We start from the raw sequence: 17,387 nt of genomic DNA, 5'->3' as shown, positions 1-17,387 counted from the left end.
ACTCGTTGTTTAGGTATCTCGAATGTTTCAATTAAAGATTGTTTATGCCGTTTGACGAAATCTCCCAACCCTCTATAACCAAGACAACCACTCATTGTTCCCATGATTACTAGCAACAACACAAACCACAATGGATGTCTTTGTCCCTTTTTGGTGCGAAAATCTTTAATTTTTTTGAGTTCTTCAATCAAGCCTGCTGTCATAGATACCCCCGGACAATTTGTCGAAAGTCTGATTAGCGCTTGGGTGCGGCTACGCCGCACCCTCGCTTAAGTTTGTTACCTCAGTTTCGATTGAATCATTTTTCTTCCAAGAATGAAACAGCCCTGCCTGTCAACGGGGTAGATAGCTTTAGCAATAGCACTCCTCTATTAAACCTAAAACAATCCAAGCAAGAATGTTCATTGTTCTGAATTTGGTAAACGTTTTTTACTAACAAATACAGATTAACAGTCACAACATTGATATCCAATCTACCAACAGTACTAATTATTAATTAGCCGTAAGTAATACAGTTATCAGTGAACAGTGAACAGTGAACAGTGAACAGTTAATACTCATCTATCAATCTACGGTGTACACACAGCAAGTGTATAATTTTGATAACTGATAACTGATAACTGATAACTGATAACTGATAACTGAGAAAAAGCCCCTAGTAGGTCTAAGGCTAGGGACTGATAGAATTAATTCTTGCTTAGTAATTGCAGTATAAGCATTTTTCATGAATTCTTGACTCTACTTGAAGAGTTAAGAATCGGATTCAATGCATCAAATCAACCTATGGCAGAGGAATTTTTCTTAATTGAGACCTACTATTAAAACCAAAAGACTCAGGATATTAAACCCACGAGTATCTGTGGAATTTGGTGATGAAAAAATTAATTAAAGGTCTGCGTGAATTTAAAAGTAGCTACTTTTCAACGCATCAAGAACTGTTTGAGCAACTTTCTCATGGTCAAAAGCCTAGAGTGTTGTTTATTACCTGTTCCGATTCGCGTGTCGATCCAAATCTGATAACACAAGCCCAGTTGGGTGAACTGTTTGTCATCCGCAATGCWGGYAATATTATTCCACCATTTGGAGCAACTAATGGCGGTGAGGGTGCGACAATAGAATATGCTGTTCAAGCCTTAGATATTCAGCAAATTATTATCTGCGGTCACTCTCATTGCGGTGCAATGAAAGGGTTAATGAAGTTAAACAGTCTGCGAGAGGAAATGCCGCTCGTGCATGATTGGCTCAAATATGCACAGGCAACCCGAAGGCTGGTTCTAGACCACTACAGTCACTACCAGGGGGAAGAACTGCTAGAAATCATAATTGCTGAAAATGTCCTCACCCAAATAGAGAATTTGCGGACSTATCCAGTMATTCACTCTAAACTYTACCAAGGGCAACTTAAAATTTATGSTTGGATTTATCAGATTGARACAGGAGAAGTTTTAGCATACGACCCGCACAAGCACGCCTATGTCTTGCCCCAAAGCCAGGTTCTGGAGGTTGAAGCTTCTGACAAACTCACTATCTCTACAGATGAGCGGTTTCCAATGACACAGCTCTCCCCTGAGCAGATGGAGCGAATTTATCGAGGATCGACTCAGGCAAATTGAGAGCGTAGGATATGGGATATAGAGTCCGGTTGCACGTTGCTCCCCACGCGACTGCGCTGTCAATTCCCTATTCGGTTCCCTTGCCGCACTTATCCCCCCACACTGCCATAAACTCTTCCCACTCAGGCGTCAATCTGGGGTGGTTTGTCTAGTGTCAGTCCACTATCCGTGCCAGCTTCCTGGTTTAGTCTGTTGCTGTTGCGATCGCTTGTTGTGGTCGTAGCTTTGGGCTGGGGATGGAGTGTTGGGGGATTGGGGAGATTGGGGGGCGATCGCATTAAAAAGCTGTTATAGACGGCTAGAACACGCCGGGCAGGTACGCCATCATCGTCAGTGATCTGTTTCAATTCCGGCTAAGGAGCCTCAAAGATTGGGAGTGGCAGTACGGCGCAAGGAGGAAAGGCCCACAAACGCCCTTCATAGACAAATCAATCTGTCCATCCACGCTGGTTACACCAGTTGAGGTAAATTGCTAAAGCATCACTATCAATTAGCTTTTTTAGGCGTTCTAGACACCTTCAGGAAAACGTCTGCCGTCTGGATAGAAATAATCGCTAGAATTTCCCCATTGGTCACAAGTTAAGCTAAAAGCACTTTTGTCAATAAGTACAAATGCTCGTATTTGTCGGAGTGAAAAATTAAAATGTGCCGCTATTTATTAAGGGAGGGTTGGAAAAAAAATTCTTCGGGGCTTCGTTGAGTAGCAGGAAAGGGGGAGACAATCAGCCTGGTATCACTCGTGAGAGGTTAGAGTGATTGCACAAATGTCTGCGAGGGTGCTGGAAAAGGGGATAAATCCAGCTTGGAGACTGGCTTTCGCAGAGCTTTGACTACTCCTAAATCTTGGTTCTCTTTTGCAGCGAAGTACTTAACAAGGTCATCGGCGTTGCCTTTGTCATAAGCAACACTGAAATGGTACAAACCGCGAAAAATCATCTCCAAAGAAATACGGTCAAATGGCAAAGCTAATTCATCAGCTACCGCATCTCCCAAGTCAACTAATACTGCATAAAATAGCCAAGTAGCCCACACCTGTAATTTGATACCATTAATAGAGCCAGTCCACAAATAAGACAGCCCCAATAAACGTTTAACTGAATAAAAAGCTTCTTCAATTCTCCATCTTCTTCGGTATAAATCTGCCACGACATAAGGAGGTAATATAGCAGGATCGAGAACAGAAGTAATGTAAGAATAACTAGTTCTACCAACCTTTATTTCAATTAAACGTAAAGTTAAAATTGGTGCGCCACGGCGAACAGTCCCAAGTTGAATCAATCGGTCTTTAACCGAATGGTCATAGCTGAAAATCTTTAAGCATTTAATAGAAGCTTTAGCTTTTAAACGGGTAATAAAATGAACTTCTTGGTTAATAAGTTGTTGTAAAAATTGGAAATGATAAAAACCTCTATCAAGTAAAATCAGAGTTTTAGCTCTTAGTAAATTCAGTAATGACGCTTCAAAGTTCGTCTCCGATGCTGCGGGATTAGTATGAAACCAAACTTCAACGGGTAAACGAGTCACCAAATCAATAACTGTACAAATTTTTCCGGCTAATTGTCCTGTTTTTAAGTCTTCCAGGCTTTTTAACTTCCGAAATAAAGCTTCTAATGTTGACCCATCAGCTATCAAAATTCGGTGAAAATTATGCAATGCAAACTTAACACTATCTGGTAGTGGTCGCCTCAGTCGTTGCTGCCAATTGAGTTGTAACTGAGGTAGTAAATCTTTAAATACACGCTCAAATAACTCAGCAGGGAAAACTAAAAATCTTTCTGATAATGATTGTTGAGCAACTTTTGTGGGATGACACCATAATAAACCTTCTCTTGCTAGCAGGCGATTTAACTCTTGAACGCCAGGAACTTGCCGCCATAATAGTGTTAAAACTGCTGCCACCATTAACGATAAATTCAGAATCCTATCTCGTAATCCTAACTGCTTATAATATTTTTGTTGGTTAATAAAGCTTCTAAATGCGACGCGATCGCTTCATTATCTATCGTGGGAGTATTATGCCGTTGTGCGTGATCAGAATTTTGTTTTGGTCGCTTGGGCATAGTGATAAACCAAACTTTTCATTACCTCGTTTGATAATTGAATTTACCTAACAATGCTGCTCACTTTTTACGTCGTTACAATACTTTTTCATCTTCTATTTCAGCTGTTAAAGACTTAAAGATAATGATAATCAAAAATAGGGGGATGAGGCGAGCATCGCTCGCCTCATCCCCCTTTGCTCCACACGATTATCATTCTTATTAAGAATATTTTGAGTATTTTAACTGATTGACAAAAGGCGCTTTATCCTAACCTATCACCGATGTCCACATCCTACTAATCGTGCCGCTGTCAATCGTGATTTACTTGAGATGCTGACAATACACTACTCTGATGATTTGTTAAAATCGCTACAATGCTCTCTGGAGATTTCCCAACCTCATCATTGTTGGTTGTTCAAGTTACTCCGTCCCCTAAGCACTTGTCATCCCCTTCACCATTTACTGTTTATCCAATTTTGGGGCTTTAGCGCCCAGCAGTTTTGCCAATTTCCTCTTGAGGACACACGGGTGAACGACTTATTCACCCTCTCAAATTGACCCAGAAACTTTCAATCCTAACACTATACATCATATCTAATTGTTTCTGACAATAAGTAAACTTACTTGTGTGACACTTTAAGACTTTATTATTTTCTGTTTTTCTGGTTTGCGGTTTTCAACTCTCAAACTTCAGGACTTTATCCCGTTTCTAAACCAAACCATCACTACGTTATTTCAAGGCTTTCAGAACTCTCAAACTTCAAGACTTTATTTTAAATGTACACTATTCTTCAATTTTTTCTAAGTATTTATTTATTGCTTCTTGCAGTTTATAAACACAAGGCTTTCTAAGTATTGTATAGTGAGTGCCAAGAATATTAATAATTTGTACTGGTTGTGTTGAAAATATTTGCCAATTTGAATTTAAACTGTCATGAGTAACACTTTTACTTGCACGAAGCAATAAAATGCTATTAGCAGATTTTTTCGGATTATAATCAATTAAGGCTTGGGTATTATTCTGAAAAACTTGCCATAAATGCTGAAACTGTTGACGTTCAAGATATTGAGGTAAAATTTTCAACGTTCTCGCTTGTTGCCAAAAATAATCAAGTTTTTCTTCTTCTTTAAGCTTTGTGAGATTTGTATATAGAGTATTAAGAGGATCTAGATTTAAGTTTTCATCTCGCGTAGAACTAGCTATATCTTGAGCTAAATCAATTAATACTTTATCTTGATCGTAATAATTGATACCAATTGATTGTGTTTTTGAAATAGGTGCATGGCTATCTAGTAAGGCAAGTAAGCCAACCTTTTGACCTTGCTTTTGTAATTGAGTTGCCATCTCAAAAGCTATTACACCTCCCATCGACCAGCCTCCTAAAAGATATGAACCTTCTGGTTGAATGATACGTATAGCTGAGATATATGCAGATGCCATATCTTCGATGCTAGTATAAGGCTTACATTCTCCATCAAGACCAAGCGATCGCAAACCGTAAAATGGTCTATCTAGACCAAAAGAACTTGCTAATTCGTAGTAACAAAAAACATTTCCACCCACAGGATGAACAAAAAATAAAGGTTTTTTTGAACCGCGAGGTTGAATAGCTACTAGTGGAGATGGATTTTGAGAAGAATAAATATTTTGGCTAAGAAGACTTTTAAGTTTTTCAATAGTAGCTTCTTGAAAAAGTTGAAAAAGTGATAATTTACATCCAAAAAATTTTTCAATTTTAGCCATCAAGCGCACAGCTAAAAGTGAATGACCTCCAAGTTCAAAGAAGTTATCTGTAACACCAATGGGAGAAATACCCAAAACCTCTTCCCATATTTGTGTAAGTTGAAGTTCTAAGTCATCACGAGGTGCTACAAAATCTTTCTCTAAACTTGGTTGCTTGACTTCTAGTGCTAGAAGTTTTTGACGGTCTACTTTACCATTAGGCATCTGGGGTAAGTTTTCCATCAATATAAAAACTGACGGAATCATGTAATCAGGTAACCGTTGTTTCAAGAAGATTCGCAGTTCTTTAGCTGTAGATTGCTGCTTGTAGGGGACTACATAGGCAATCAATTGTGTATCCCTGGCATGACTGTGGCGAGCAATCACAACGGTATCTTGTACATGTGGGTGTAGTGTTAGTGCAACTTCAATTTCTTCTAATTCTACACGATATCCACGTATTTTTACTTGATTATCTGCTCTACCTAAGTATTCAATATTGCCATTTGGTAAATAACGGGCTAAATCACCAGTTTTATACAACCTATCACCTCCTGCCTTCTCAAAGGGGTTAGGAATAAATTTCTCAGCCGTTAAATCAAGTCGATTTAGGTAGCCTCGTGCTAAACCAAGACCACTAATATACAATTCGCCAGGTATACCAATAGGTGTAGGGTTGAGGTGTTTGTCTAGTAGATAGATTTGGGTGTTGTCTATGGGGCGACCAATAGGTACACTAGTAGTTTGCAAATCTTCTAGCACATCAACAGGTTCGTAGATTGTTGCGCCAATAGTCGCCTCTGTTGGGCCGTAGGCATTCAGCCAGCGAACTTTAGTGCCTACCTGTTGCTGCCACAGTTCTAGTTTTTCGGGTTGTATTTGTTCCGTTCCCACAATTACCAAGCGCAATTTAGGCGGCAATGCAATGTTTGAATTAGATAATTCAGATACCCACTGATGCCAGTAGGCAGTAGGTAGATTGAGAACCGTGATTTTTTCAGACTCTAGGAATTGCTGGAAATTTGAAAAAGATAGTACCCAATCAGGGCGAATCACAACTGTTGAACCGCATAACCAAGATGAGAAAAGTTCTTCTGCGGCAACATCAAAGCTAATAGAGGCAAATTGCAAAACTCTATCATTTGACCGGAGTTGATAGATTTTAGCAGCAGCAAGACAATGATTTACCAAAGCTTGATGGGGAATCATTACTCCCTTCGGTGTGCCTGTAGAACCGGAGGTATAAATTACATAGGCTAAATTTTCTGATTTAACCTCAGTTCGATATTGTTGCGTAATTGTTTCAGAAATAATATTTTGCCATGATGTATCTAGACTTACAACCTTAACTTTGTGTAACGGTAATTCTGTAATTAGTCGCGTTTGGGTAAGCAATACTAAAGGCTTGGCATCTTCTAATATGAAGGCCAATCTTTCCTGTGGATAAGATGGATCTAATGGCAGATATGCGCCGCCTGCTTTCAAAATTGCTAGGATGCCAATTACCATTTCTAATGATTTTTCTAAGCAAATTCCTACGATTACTTCTGGTTTAACACCAAGTTGCTTGAGGTAATAGGCTAAAGCATCGGCTTGCTGGTTCAATTCTTGGTAAGTTAACTGCCGATCTGCAAAAACAACTGCCACAGCATTCGGTGTTTGTTCTACTTGATCTGCAAATAATTGGTGAATGCAGATATCCTGGGGATAATCGGCTTGAGTACAATTCCACTTCACTAACAACTGCTGCTGTTCGGCTAGAGTCAATATCGGTAAGTCTCCAAGGCGTTGTTCTGGATTAGCCACAATACCTGTTAACAAATTCTGTAAATGTTCCACCATCCGACAGATAGTGTCAGCGTTAAATAAATCGGTGTTGTATTCTAATTCCCCATACAATCCACATTCCTTTTCTTGCATCACTAAACTTAAATCGAATTTCGCTGTTTGATTTTCTAGGGGGAGTAAATTCAAATCCAAACCAGGAAGCTTTAATTCCTCCATTGGAGAATTTTGGAGAACAAACATTACCTGGAATAATGGATTGTAGCTGGGGTTGCGTTCAGGCTGGAGTTGTTCTACTAAATACTCAAAAGGTAAATCCTGATGGGTATATGCAGACAAAGTACACTCTCGTACCTGATGAAGCAGTTCTCGAAAAGTAGGATTGCCCGCACAATTAGTACGTAGCACTAGGGTATTGGCAAAAAGCCCTATTAATCTTTCTAGTTCTTTGTAGTTACGATTGGCGATCGCAGTTCCGATCAGAATATCATCCTGCTGACTGTAGCGATAAAGCAAGGTGACAAAAGCTGCTAGTAGGATCATGAATAATGTCATTTCCTCCTGACGACTTAGCACCTTGAGTGCTTCAGGCAAGTCTGAAGATAAATAAAAGGATTGTGTTTTCCCACAGAAGCTTTGTAGCGCAGGTCGAGGACGGTCTGTGGGTAATTGTAGTATGGGAGGATAGTTAATTAATTGCTGTTGCCAGTAATTGAGTTGAGATTGGAGGCGATCGCCAGTTAGCCACTGTCGCTGCCAAATAGCAAAGTCAGCATACTGGATGGGTAATTCTGATAAAGGTAAAGGCTTGTTATTACAAAAGGCTGTGTATAATACTGCTACCTCTTGCAAGAGAATACCCATCGACCAGTTATCACAAATAATGTGGTGGATTGTAAACAAGAGTATGTGTTCTGTTTCGTCTAATTTTATTAAGGTGGTTCGTAGCAATGGTGCTTCAGTTAGCTGAAAAGGACAGTTTGCTGCTTGTGCAAGCAACTTCAACGCTTCGGCTTGGCGTTGATTCCATTGGGGTATTTCCCGTAAATCAATGACTGACAAGGATAGAGATAAATCAGGAGAAATGACTTGAGTAGGTTTTCCGTCAACACAGATGAAAGTTGTACGTAAAGCCTCATGACGACGCACTATTTCATTGAGGCTGTGTTGCAATGCAGATAAGTTGAGTAAACCTCTGAGTTGCACAGCTACAGATTCGTTGTATGAGGAGTTTTCAACTTCCCACTGGTTGAGAAACCACAGTCTTTGTTGGGCGAAAGATAAGGGAATTTCTTGATTTCGTGAAATGGGCTGAATGGATGTAATTTTAAGATTGGCATGACGAAGAAATGCGAGAATTTCTTGTTTGCGTTCTACTAATTGCGATCGCAAGACAGAGGATAACTTGCCTTTGGGTGCGTCATAACGTAAATAATCGCCTTCTGCCCAAATTTTGATGTTTAAGTGTTTTAACTCAGACAAGAGTTCTTCGATAGGTTTCATAATAGGTGTTGCTCAATTTGGGGATGGTTTTTCTCACGCACAGACGCAGTGAACCAGCGCTGCGGGAGGGTTTCCCTCCGCAGGCGACTGGTGAACCCGAAGGGAGGCGCAGAGAGTGAGAGTTTGAGATAACGATTCATAAAATTCCTTGTTCGCGCTCATCATCTGAGTTATCGCTAACCATATCTGCGATATAATTTGCCAAACCAGCCACTGTTGGTTGCTCAAATAAACTGGCTAAGGGTAATTCAATTTGCAATTCTTCCCGCATTCGCGCGATCGCTTGGGTTGCTTTCAAGGAATCGCCTCCTAATTCAAAGAAGTTATCGTGGATTCCGATTTGTATAATTTTGGTAACTTCTGTAAAAATAGCAACTAAAGCAGTTTCAATAGAGTTACGCGCTGCAACATTATCTGTTTGATTTTTTTTCTGAGTTGGTAATGGTAGAGCTTTTCTATCCACTTTGCCATTTGCTGTTAATGGTAAAGTATCAAGTAAAACATAAGCTGAAGGCTTCATGTATTGTGGTAACTTTTGCTGTACGAAAGTACGTAATTGCTCGGTAATAGTCTTTGGCTGTTGGATAGGTTGAGGCTGTAACCATTGTTGAGTTTGAGTATGGTCTATTTTGCCGCAAACAAAGCTGTGGAGTAAAATTTGACTGGATTCTAGGGTAAAAAATTCACGTAATTCCGCAAATTCTAAGTAGCCTATAGGACAAAGACCAAGATGATATTCTGGTGCGTGGTTCATCAGCAATTGACCGATATAACCAGCTTCCAATAAACAAAAATCTTTCGCCAATTCGCCATACATGGGAGCGATCGCATTCAATTGTCCAATCAAAAACACTGAAAAAGCGGATTGTTCAAAAATAAGTTGATTGCTACCATAGATACTGCTGGCGATCGCTGATTCTGGATTTAGCAACACTAAATTATGTTCGGCAGGATGATAATAGTAAAAACCAGCAGTCAATCCTGCTATACGATCAGGTTTGACATACAGATAAGTTTGGACTGGATAAAGACTACCAGCAGAAGGATAGCGATATTTTGGTAAAGGAAAGCCATCTAGCTGCATTTGTCGCAGACAGCCAAGAAACTGGCTAAACAGTTCTAAGGAAATAAGTTCATTTTGGAAGTGACGATAACTCTGACGCTGTAAATAAGCTTCCTTGAGAACTTCATCAAACGGGGCATCTGGTAATTTAACAATGGCATCATCAACTCTGGTTTGTCGCAATCCTGATTGTTTGAGCTTAAATTCAATCCGTTCTATAGGATCGACCAATATATCAAGAAATTGGCTAGGTTTGTAGGCTTCAGGTTGTTGATGATTGGTTGGCACTATATAAGCTACTAATTGCTGATTCTCCCGTGACTCGCCCACAGCAGCCACTACCACCTCTTTAACACTAGGATGTTGTTGTAAGGTAGCTTCAATTTCACCTAGTTCGATGCGATAACCATTAACCTTAACTTGAAAATCTTCCCGTCCTAAAAACTCAATATTGCCATCTGGTAAATACCGCCCCAAGTCGCCAGTTTTGTACAACCGTTCTTTAGTTTGGGGATGAATGATAAAACTAGCATCAGTTTTATTTTGGACTTGCCAGTAGCCTTGGGCAAGTCCAACACCACCAATATAAAGTTCTCCCACTACCCACACGGGACACTCTACCAACATTTGATTAAGCACATAAAACTGCTGGTTAGTCATGGGACGGCCGTAGGGAATACTCTTCCAATTAGGGTCAACTGTTGTTACAGGATAGATAATTGACCAAATGGAGGCTTCTGTCGCCCCACCTAAACTAACAACTTGGACATTTTCACAAACAGACTGAATTTGCGATGGTAAATTCAAAGGCAACCAATCACCACTCAACAACACCAAACGCAACGATTGAAGTATGTCGGCTTGATTATTTGTATACTTAATCAACATCTGCATTAAAGCAGGGACGGAATTCCAAACGGTGACTTGGTATTGCTGTATAAGTGTTAACCAGTGGGCTGGATCTTTAGCACTTGTAGCTTCTGGAATGATAATTGTCGCGCCGGCAGCTAATGTACCAAAAATGTCATAGACTGATAAATCAAAGCTGAGAGAAGAAAGAGCTAAAACGCGATCGCCCGATCCAATAGCAAAGCGTTTGTTAATATCTAAGATAGTATTTACAGCCCCCCGATGGTCGATCATCACCCCTTTGGGTAAACCCGTGGAACCAGAAGTATAGATAACATAAGCAAGGTCAGTAGATGACTGCACTGTTTCTAAGGGAGGAATCTCATCAACCAGCGTAAAAGTATCTATACAAATACGTTGAATTGAGTCCGGCCATGTTAAAGTCGCATCTAGCCAGGACTGAGTTAAGACTATCTGAACTTTTCCTGCTTGAAGTAGATGCCATTGACGTTCGCTTGGCAATTGGGGGGCAATGGGTAAGTAAGCAGCGCCAGACTGGAGAATCCCCAGCACAGCTACAACTTGTTCCCAACCTTTATCCATGACGACTGCTACCAATGTATTAGGTTGCACACCTAAGCGCCGTAGTTGATCAGCCAGTTGATTGGCTAAACAATTCAACTGTTGATAAGTTAAAGTCCGGTTTGGGGTAATGACTGCTGGCTGATGCTGGTGTTGAGGTACTTGGGCAGCAAAGAGAGTGTGAAGCAATACCTCAGATATGGGTGATGCAGTATCGTTACAAGTTGTCAGTGGCTTTTGCCGTGTTACCGTTTGCCAGATTGCTTCTTCAGTAGCTAGAGAATCCAAAAGACGACAATAAGCTGTAAACATATCGTCTAATAGCCCAGCGGGAAAAATTTCTTCCACTGCATCCCAACTCCACACCAAAGCCCCATCTCTTTCAGAAACCTGATGATCTAGCCAAACTTGGGGTGTCTGAGAAATGCTGTAAATTACCTTTCCTATTTTTTCCAACCCTAAAGTGTCTGGTTCGGGAGTACCTTGAGTTAAGGTACTAGTAAACACAATTGGTATAGCTGCTTTAGTTGTTCCTCCTTGGCTTCGGGCTAATTCTCGCAAAACTTCCACACCACTGATATAACGATGTTCCAAGTCTTGCCAAAGCTGTTTTTGCAAACGTCGCGCTTTGGATAAAAAAGCTTCTGGAGTTGAATAATCCACAGCCAATAATGTCAGTGAAGTAAAGTCTCCGACAATTTCGTTAACTTGGGGATGGAGGGGGAGACGATTAAATAATGTCAGATTAAGTGTAAATTGAGGGTTTTTACTCCATAAACTCAAAACTTCGGCAAAGGCAGCTAATAAAACTCCCGAAGGTGTGATTCCTGCTTGAATAGCACGGGTTTTTAATTGTTGCCAAGTGCTTGGCTGCAAATCTCCACTGCGACGGACAAAGCGGGGCTGTTTGATGGTGCTGGGATGTTTTGCTAAAGGTAACTCTGGTGCAGGTGGTAATGTGGCAAGTCGTTGGAACCAATAATCTTGGGAACGTTGATAAAGTTCTGTATTTTTGAGGGCTATTTCTGCTAAAACATAATCTCGAAAAGAAACTTGCAATGGTGTTAATACTACCTGAGGATTTTGGTAAAGCTGATACAACTGTGGTGCGAGAATTTCACCCAAACTCCAAGCATCGACGATTAAGTAATCAAAACTCAGATGTAAACGAATACGGCAATCATCTAAACGAGAAGCACGGATCTCAAATAAAGGTGCTTGATCGGCTGCTAGTACTTGATGAGACATCCTCTGTCGTACAGCTTCTAACCCAGATGCAATATCTGTAGGGTTTTGCTCGCGTAGATCGAGGATTTCTATGTGATAAGTCTCTATTTGTGGTATAATTCGCTGCTGTCCATCCGGTAGAACGATCGCACGTAACATATCATGATGGGCAATCAGTCTTTGTATAGCCAAATTTAACCGTTCTAAATCCAGGCGATCGCTTTCCAACTCAATATAACCGTGAGTTGCCACATTCCCTAATTCAAATGCCTCACTACGCCCAATCCAGTATGCTTGTTGGACATCTGTTAAGGGAAAAGGTTGATAGCGTTGCTCAAGCTCAGGTGTAATTACAGGTAGAACGGGTATAAATGTTTCTGAATGCTGCTCGTTCTGGATTTGGGTAATTGCATCTGCTTGGGCTTTAATAGAAGGCGATTCAAACAGGCTACTCAAAGATAACTCTACCTGGAAAGCTTTGCACATTTGAGCGATGACCTGAGTTGCCAGTAAGGAATGTCCACCGAGTTCAAAAAAATCATCGTGGACACCGATAGATTCGACACCCAGGAGTTCTTGCCAGATATCAGTAATGGTTTGTTCTAGCTGATTTTGTGGTGCAACATAGGCATTTTTTAAATTTGGGCGAGAGTGTAGTGAGGTTGTGATTGCTGAGTAAGATTCTGTATCTTTTAGAGACTGTGGTTGAATCCATTGCTCAATCCGAGTTTTTAAATCTGCGGTAGAAATAATTACTTGATTTGATGTATTAGATAAAACATGCTGAAAAACTTCTACACCTTCATGGGGTGCGATCGCTAATTCTGCCAAAGTCGCACCTAAATTATTCGTTTCTTTTTCTAAATCAATTTTCCAGCCATCCCAATTGATGTTCAACCAAGGAATTTCGTTGGATTGGTTACACTTATGAGCAAAAGCATCCATAAACAAATTAGCCGCAGAATAAGCAACAAACCCCAATCCTCCTAGTACAGACGATAAAGAAGAAGTCAGCAAACAAAAATCAGGTTTTTTACCTTGTAATATTTTTTGCAAGACATAAAGCCCATGTACTTTGGCATGAAATTGTTGTTCGCATTGGGCTTGAGTTATTTGTTGAATCCCCCAAAAGCATTTTGGATTGAAAATTCCCGCCGCATGGATGACACCATGAATTTCACCAAAGCGATCGCTTGCTTGATCAATTACTGCTTGCATTTGTTCTAAATTAGCAATATCAGCACTTTTGACCATAACCTCTGCGCCGAGTGCTTTTAGAGCTTGTACTTTGAGTATGTACTGGCTAATTTTATCTTCAGGATCGTGAGTGTCTAACCATTGCTGCCAATCTTCTATAGCTGGTAACAGCGAACGTCCAATCAAAATTAATCTTGCTTGTACAGTCTTTGCTAAATATTCTGCCAACGCAAAACCAATAGCACCTAAGCCACCAATAATTAAATAAACACCTCCTTCTCGTAACCCAGGTTTTTCTGCATCAGGCGTTGTCAATGGTGCAGGTGCAAAAGTTTGTATCCATCGCCGATTCCCACGATAGGCAACAATTGAGTTAGGCACTTCTGCCATTATTTCCGCTAGAACAAAATCTATGAGCTTTTCCTTATGGCAACTAGGCGAAATAAGACTACCAATATCTATATTTTGACAAGTTATATAAGGATATTCTTGAGGAATTACTAAACAAGCCCCTAGCACAGTAGCCTTTTCTGGAGAAAGAATTTCTTCTCCCGTCACCATTTGGATATTGCTAGACACAACCCCAATTTTGATTTGTTTGCCTAGATGTTGTTTCCCTAGTGCCTGAACAATAAATAGCAAGCTGTAAAAGCCTAAATCTTGTGTTTGATTAAACAACTCAATTTCTGAAGATGGGCTTTCATTTGTTGTGATACTCCACAAATGCAAGATTGTTTGAGGGATTTTGCCCAAGGTGCGGACTGTATCAAACAATACCTGATAATCTTCGGATTTTTGCGGGTTTATAACATAGGTGTAATTATCAATCTGGGTAAACTGCTGTCCCAGTTTCACAGTTATTACATCCTGTTTTCCTGTCACCAGCCTGTTTACCAGTCGAGAACCAAAACCACATTCATTGACGAATACCAGCCAACACAAGTTTTGTTCTTCTATTCTGGCATTGGATAAAGGCTGAAGTAATCTAGTTTGCTGCCAACAAGGTACATAAAACCAATCGGTAATATCCGGCTTTTTAGTCAAGTTCGCTGGAGAAATATCTGTAATTTTAGCTGTTTTTTCAGGCTCAATCCAATAACGTTGGCGTTCAAAGGGATACGTTGGTAAGGGAACGCGGTAACATTGCTGATGCTGATAAAAACCAGACCAATTAACCTCAACACCTTTTAGCCAAAGCTGACCAAGTGCGTCTAACAAACACTCCGTATCTGAATGACGCTTTTGGGGATGGGGAAGAGTGGTAGGTATAACGTTCGGATGAAAAGAAAGTTTTTCCCCAATCATTCTTGCAAACGTACTCAAAGTATGACCAGCGCCAACCTCCAGCAAAACCTGTTCTGGTTCCTGTAACAACAATTGCACACCTTCAGCAAAAAGCACAGTTTGGCGTAAGTGCTGTAACCAGTAATTGGGATCTGTGGCTTGAGTAGCCGTAATCCAAGTAGCAGTTACATTGGAAATATACGGAATTTGGGGAGGCTGGAAGCTAATCTTTTTTACTTCCTCTGCGAACGCTGGCAAAATAGAATCCATCATTGCAGAATGAAAAGCATGGGAAGTGTGGAGATGACGAGTTTTGACACCGTTGTTATTTAAATGATGTTCTAGTTGTGCGATCGCCTCTACATTACCAGAAACAACACACAATGAAGGAGCGTTGATTGCCGCTAGAGAACAATGCTCATTTAAAAAAGGTTTTATTTCCACCGCAGACAAGGAAACAGCCAACATTGCTCCTGGAGACGTTTGTTGCATCAGCCGTCCCCGCGCTGCTACTAATGCCAAAGCCTCTATTAAGGAGAAAACGCCAGCGAGATGAGCTGCTACGTATTCCCCAATACTATGACCAATCATTGCTTGCGGTTGAATGCCCCATGATTTTAACAATTGGGTTAAAGCGTACTCAATGGTAAACAGTGCTGGTTGGGTAATTGCAGTTTGTTGTAACTGCTGGGTGGCAATTTCAATCTCTATCGGAGCAGGATACAGTACACAGCGCAAGTCTAGCCCTAGATGTGGTTGTAGAATTTCTGCACATTGGTCAACTGCTGCTTGAAAAATTGGCTCTGTTTGATACAATTCCCGACCCATATTTACATACTGCGTACCCTGACCAGGAAACATAAAAACTACAGGCGGATTGCAGCGTTCTTGATAGCTTGATAAAACTCGTGGTGAGTCTGGATTTGTCAGAGTGATGATTGCATCTTCTAAGTTTTGGCAAACTACCATCCGGCGATAGTTGAAAGCCCGGCGGCCAATGCCCAAAGTATAAGCAACATCCGCCAGATTAAGGTCAGAATGTAGTTTGAGATGTTGAACCAGATTTAGCGTTGCTGTCTCTAAGGCAGAGCTAGTTTTAGCCGATATTACTAGTAATTGATAACTTCCCCCCATCTCCCCATCTCCCCCGCTCCCCTGCTCCCCTGCTCCCCTGCTCCCCTGCTTTCTTAAAGATGGGGCTTCTTCCACAACGATGTGAGCATTTGTGCCGCCAATACCAAAAGAACTAACCCCGGCGCGGCGAGGAGTAGCATGAGGTTCCCAAGCAGAAAGAGTAGTGTTGACGTAGAAGGGGCTATTGGCAAAATCAATTTGTGGGTTCGGTTCCTGAAAGTGCAAGCTGGGCGGAATTCGCCTATGTTTGAGAGCAAGGACGGTTTTGATAAATCCCGCCACACCAGCAGCCGTATCTAAATGACCAATGTTAGTTTTGACTGAACCAATGGCACAGAAACCTTTTTTTTCGGTGTTAGCACAAAACACTTGATTAAGGGCAGCAATCTCGATGGGATCGCCTAAAACTGTTCCTGTACCGTGAGTTTCGATGTAAGTGATGCTTTCCGGCTCTACGCCAGCTATAGTATAGCTCTCGGCGATCGCTTTGGCTTGTCCTGCCATACTAGGTGCTGTGTAACCTACTTTCACAGCACCATCGTTGTTGATGGCTGATCCTTGAATGACTGCATAAATATAATCTCTATCGGCAATGGCTTCTTCTAAGCGTTTTAATACTACAATTCCCACACCACTACCGCTTACCGTGCCGTTAGCTTTGGCATCAAAGGCGCGACAGTGACCATCAGGAGCAAAGATGCCTCCTGGCTGATAGGTATAGCCAACTCGATGGGGTACGGCAATGGAAACACCACCAGCTAAGGCGATATCGCTTTCACCAGCAATCAAACTTTGGCAAGCATAATGAATGGCAACCAAGGAAGTAGAACAAGCAGTTTGCACCACAACACTGGGGCCAGTCAAATTTAATTTATAGGAAATCAGGGTGGAGAGAAAATCGCGATCGTTACCCAACCAAATTTGATAACTGCCTATCGAATCAATTAATTCTCGATTAGCAAGGATATTATTTAATAGATACGTACTCTGACTTAAACCAGCATAAACCCCAATTCGACCAGGATAAATTTCACTGTTGTAACCGGCGTTTTCTAAACTTTCCCAGGCACACTCTAAGAAAATTCGGTGTTGCGGATCTGTAATTGTGGCTTCTTTAGGATTGATACCAAAAAAGGGCGCATCAAATAGTTCGATGTTTTCTAAGACACCTTTGGCTTTCACATAACTACTATCTTGAAATACTGAAGGAGCAACGCCCGTTGCCATGAGTTCCGCATCAGATAAAGCAGTAATTGACTCAACACCATTACGTAAATTATCCCAAAACTCATTGATATTGTTAGCTTCAGGAAACCGACCTGCCATACCAATGACAGCGATCGCATCAAGGTTAGTTGATAATATTGCTTGATTCATAAAACCTC

Annotated in this window: 6 protein-coding genes and 1 pseudogene; 2 read left to right on the top strand and 5 right to left on the bottom strand. The window is 41.0% G+C overall.

The annotated features are described in order from the left end of the window. A partial coding sequence (locus B4U84_RS28350) for a transposase family protein (protein ID WP_131121025.1) occupies positions 1-203 on the bottom strand: 203 nt, incomplete at its 3' end. A 669-nt stretch (positions 204-872) separates the two neighbouring features. Here B4U84_RS28350 and B4U84_RS28345 point away from each other — a divergent pair. Continuing rightward, on the top strand, positions 873-1,613 hold the full coding sequence (locus tag B4U84_RS28345) for a carbonic anhydrase (protein ID WP_131121422.1): 741 nt from the start codon (positions 873-875) through the stop codon (positions 1,611-1,613). A 122-nt stretch (positions 1,614-1,735) separates the two neighbouring features. On the opposite strand, the gene B4U84_RS28340 is transcribed toward B4U84_RS28345, so the two are convergent. Next, on the bottom strand, positions 1,736-1,960 hold the full coding sequence (locus B4U84_RS28340; protein WP_131121421.1) for a hypothetical protein: 225 nt from the start codon (positions 1,958-1,960) through the stop codon (positions 1,736-1,738). A gap of 433 nt (positions 1,961-2,393) precedes the next feature. Next, positions 2,394-3,673: pseudogene (locus B4U84_RS28335) on the bottom strand (IS4 family transposase); the annotation flags it as partial. A gap of 225 nt (positions 3,674-3,898) precedes the next feature. Here B4U84_RS28335 and B4U84_RS32215 point away from each other — a divergent pair. After that, positions 3,899-4,213, top strand: coding sequence for a TnsD family Tn7-like transposition protein (locus tag B4U84_RS32215; protein WP_510650821.1), 315 nt, complete (start codon positions 3,899-3,901; stop codon positions 4,211-4,213). 226 nt (positions 4,214-4,439) lie between these two features. Here the strand turns inward: B4U84_RS32215 and B4U84_RS28325 are convergent, their stop codons facing one another. Continuing rightward, on the bottom strand, positions 4,440-8,666 hold the full coding sequence (locus B4U84_RS28325) for a non-ribosomal peptide synthetase (RefSeq protein ID WP_131121419.1): 4,227 nt from the start codon (positions 8,664-8,666) through the stop codon (positions 4,440-4,442). A gap of 136 nt (positions 8,667-8,802) precedes the next feature. Next, entirely contained in the window at positions 8,803-17,379 is an 8,577-nt protein-coding gene (locus B4U84_RS28320) for a non-ribosomal peptide synthetase/type I polyketide synthase (protein ID WP_131121418.1), read from the bottom strand. Between the last annotated feature and the right edge of the window lie 8 nt (positions 17,380-17,387).

Source organism: Westiellopsis prolifica IICB1, from assembly GCF_004323185.1.
In the GTDB taxonomy this organism is placed as follows: Bacteria; Cyanobacteriota; Cyanobacteriia; order Cyanobacteriales; family Nostocaceae; genus Pelatocladus; species Pelatocladus prolificus_A.
The sequence above is the reverse complement of the archived record's forward strand: the minus strand, read 5'-3'. Positions and strand labels throughout refer to the sequence as shown.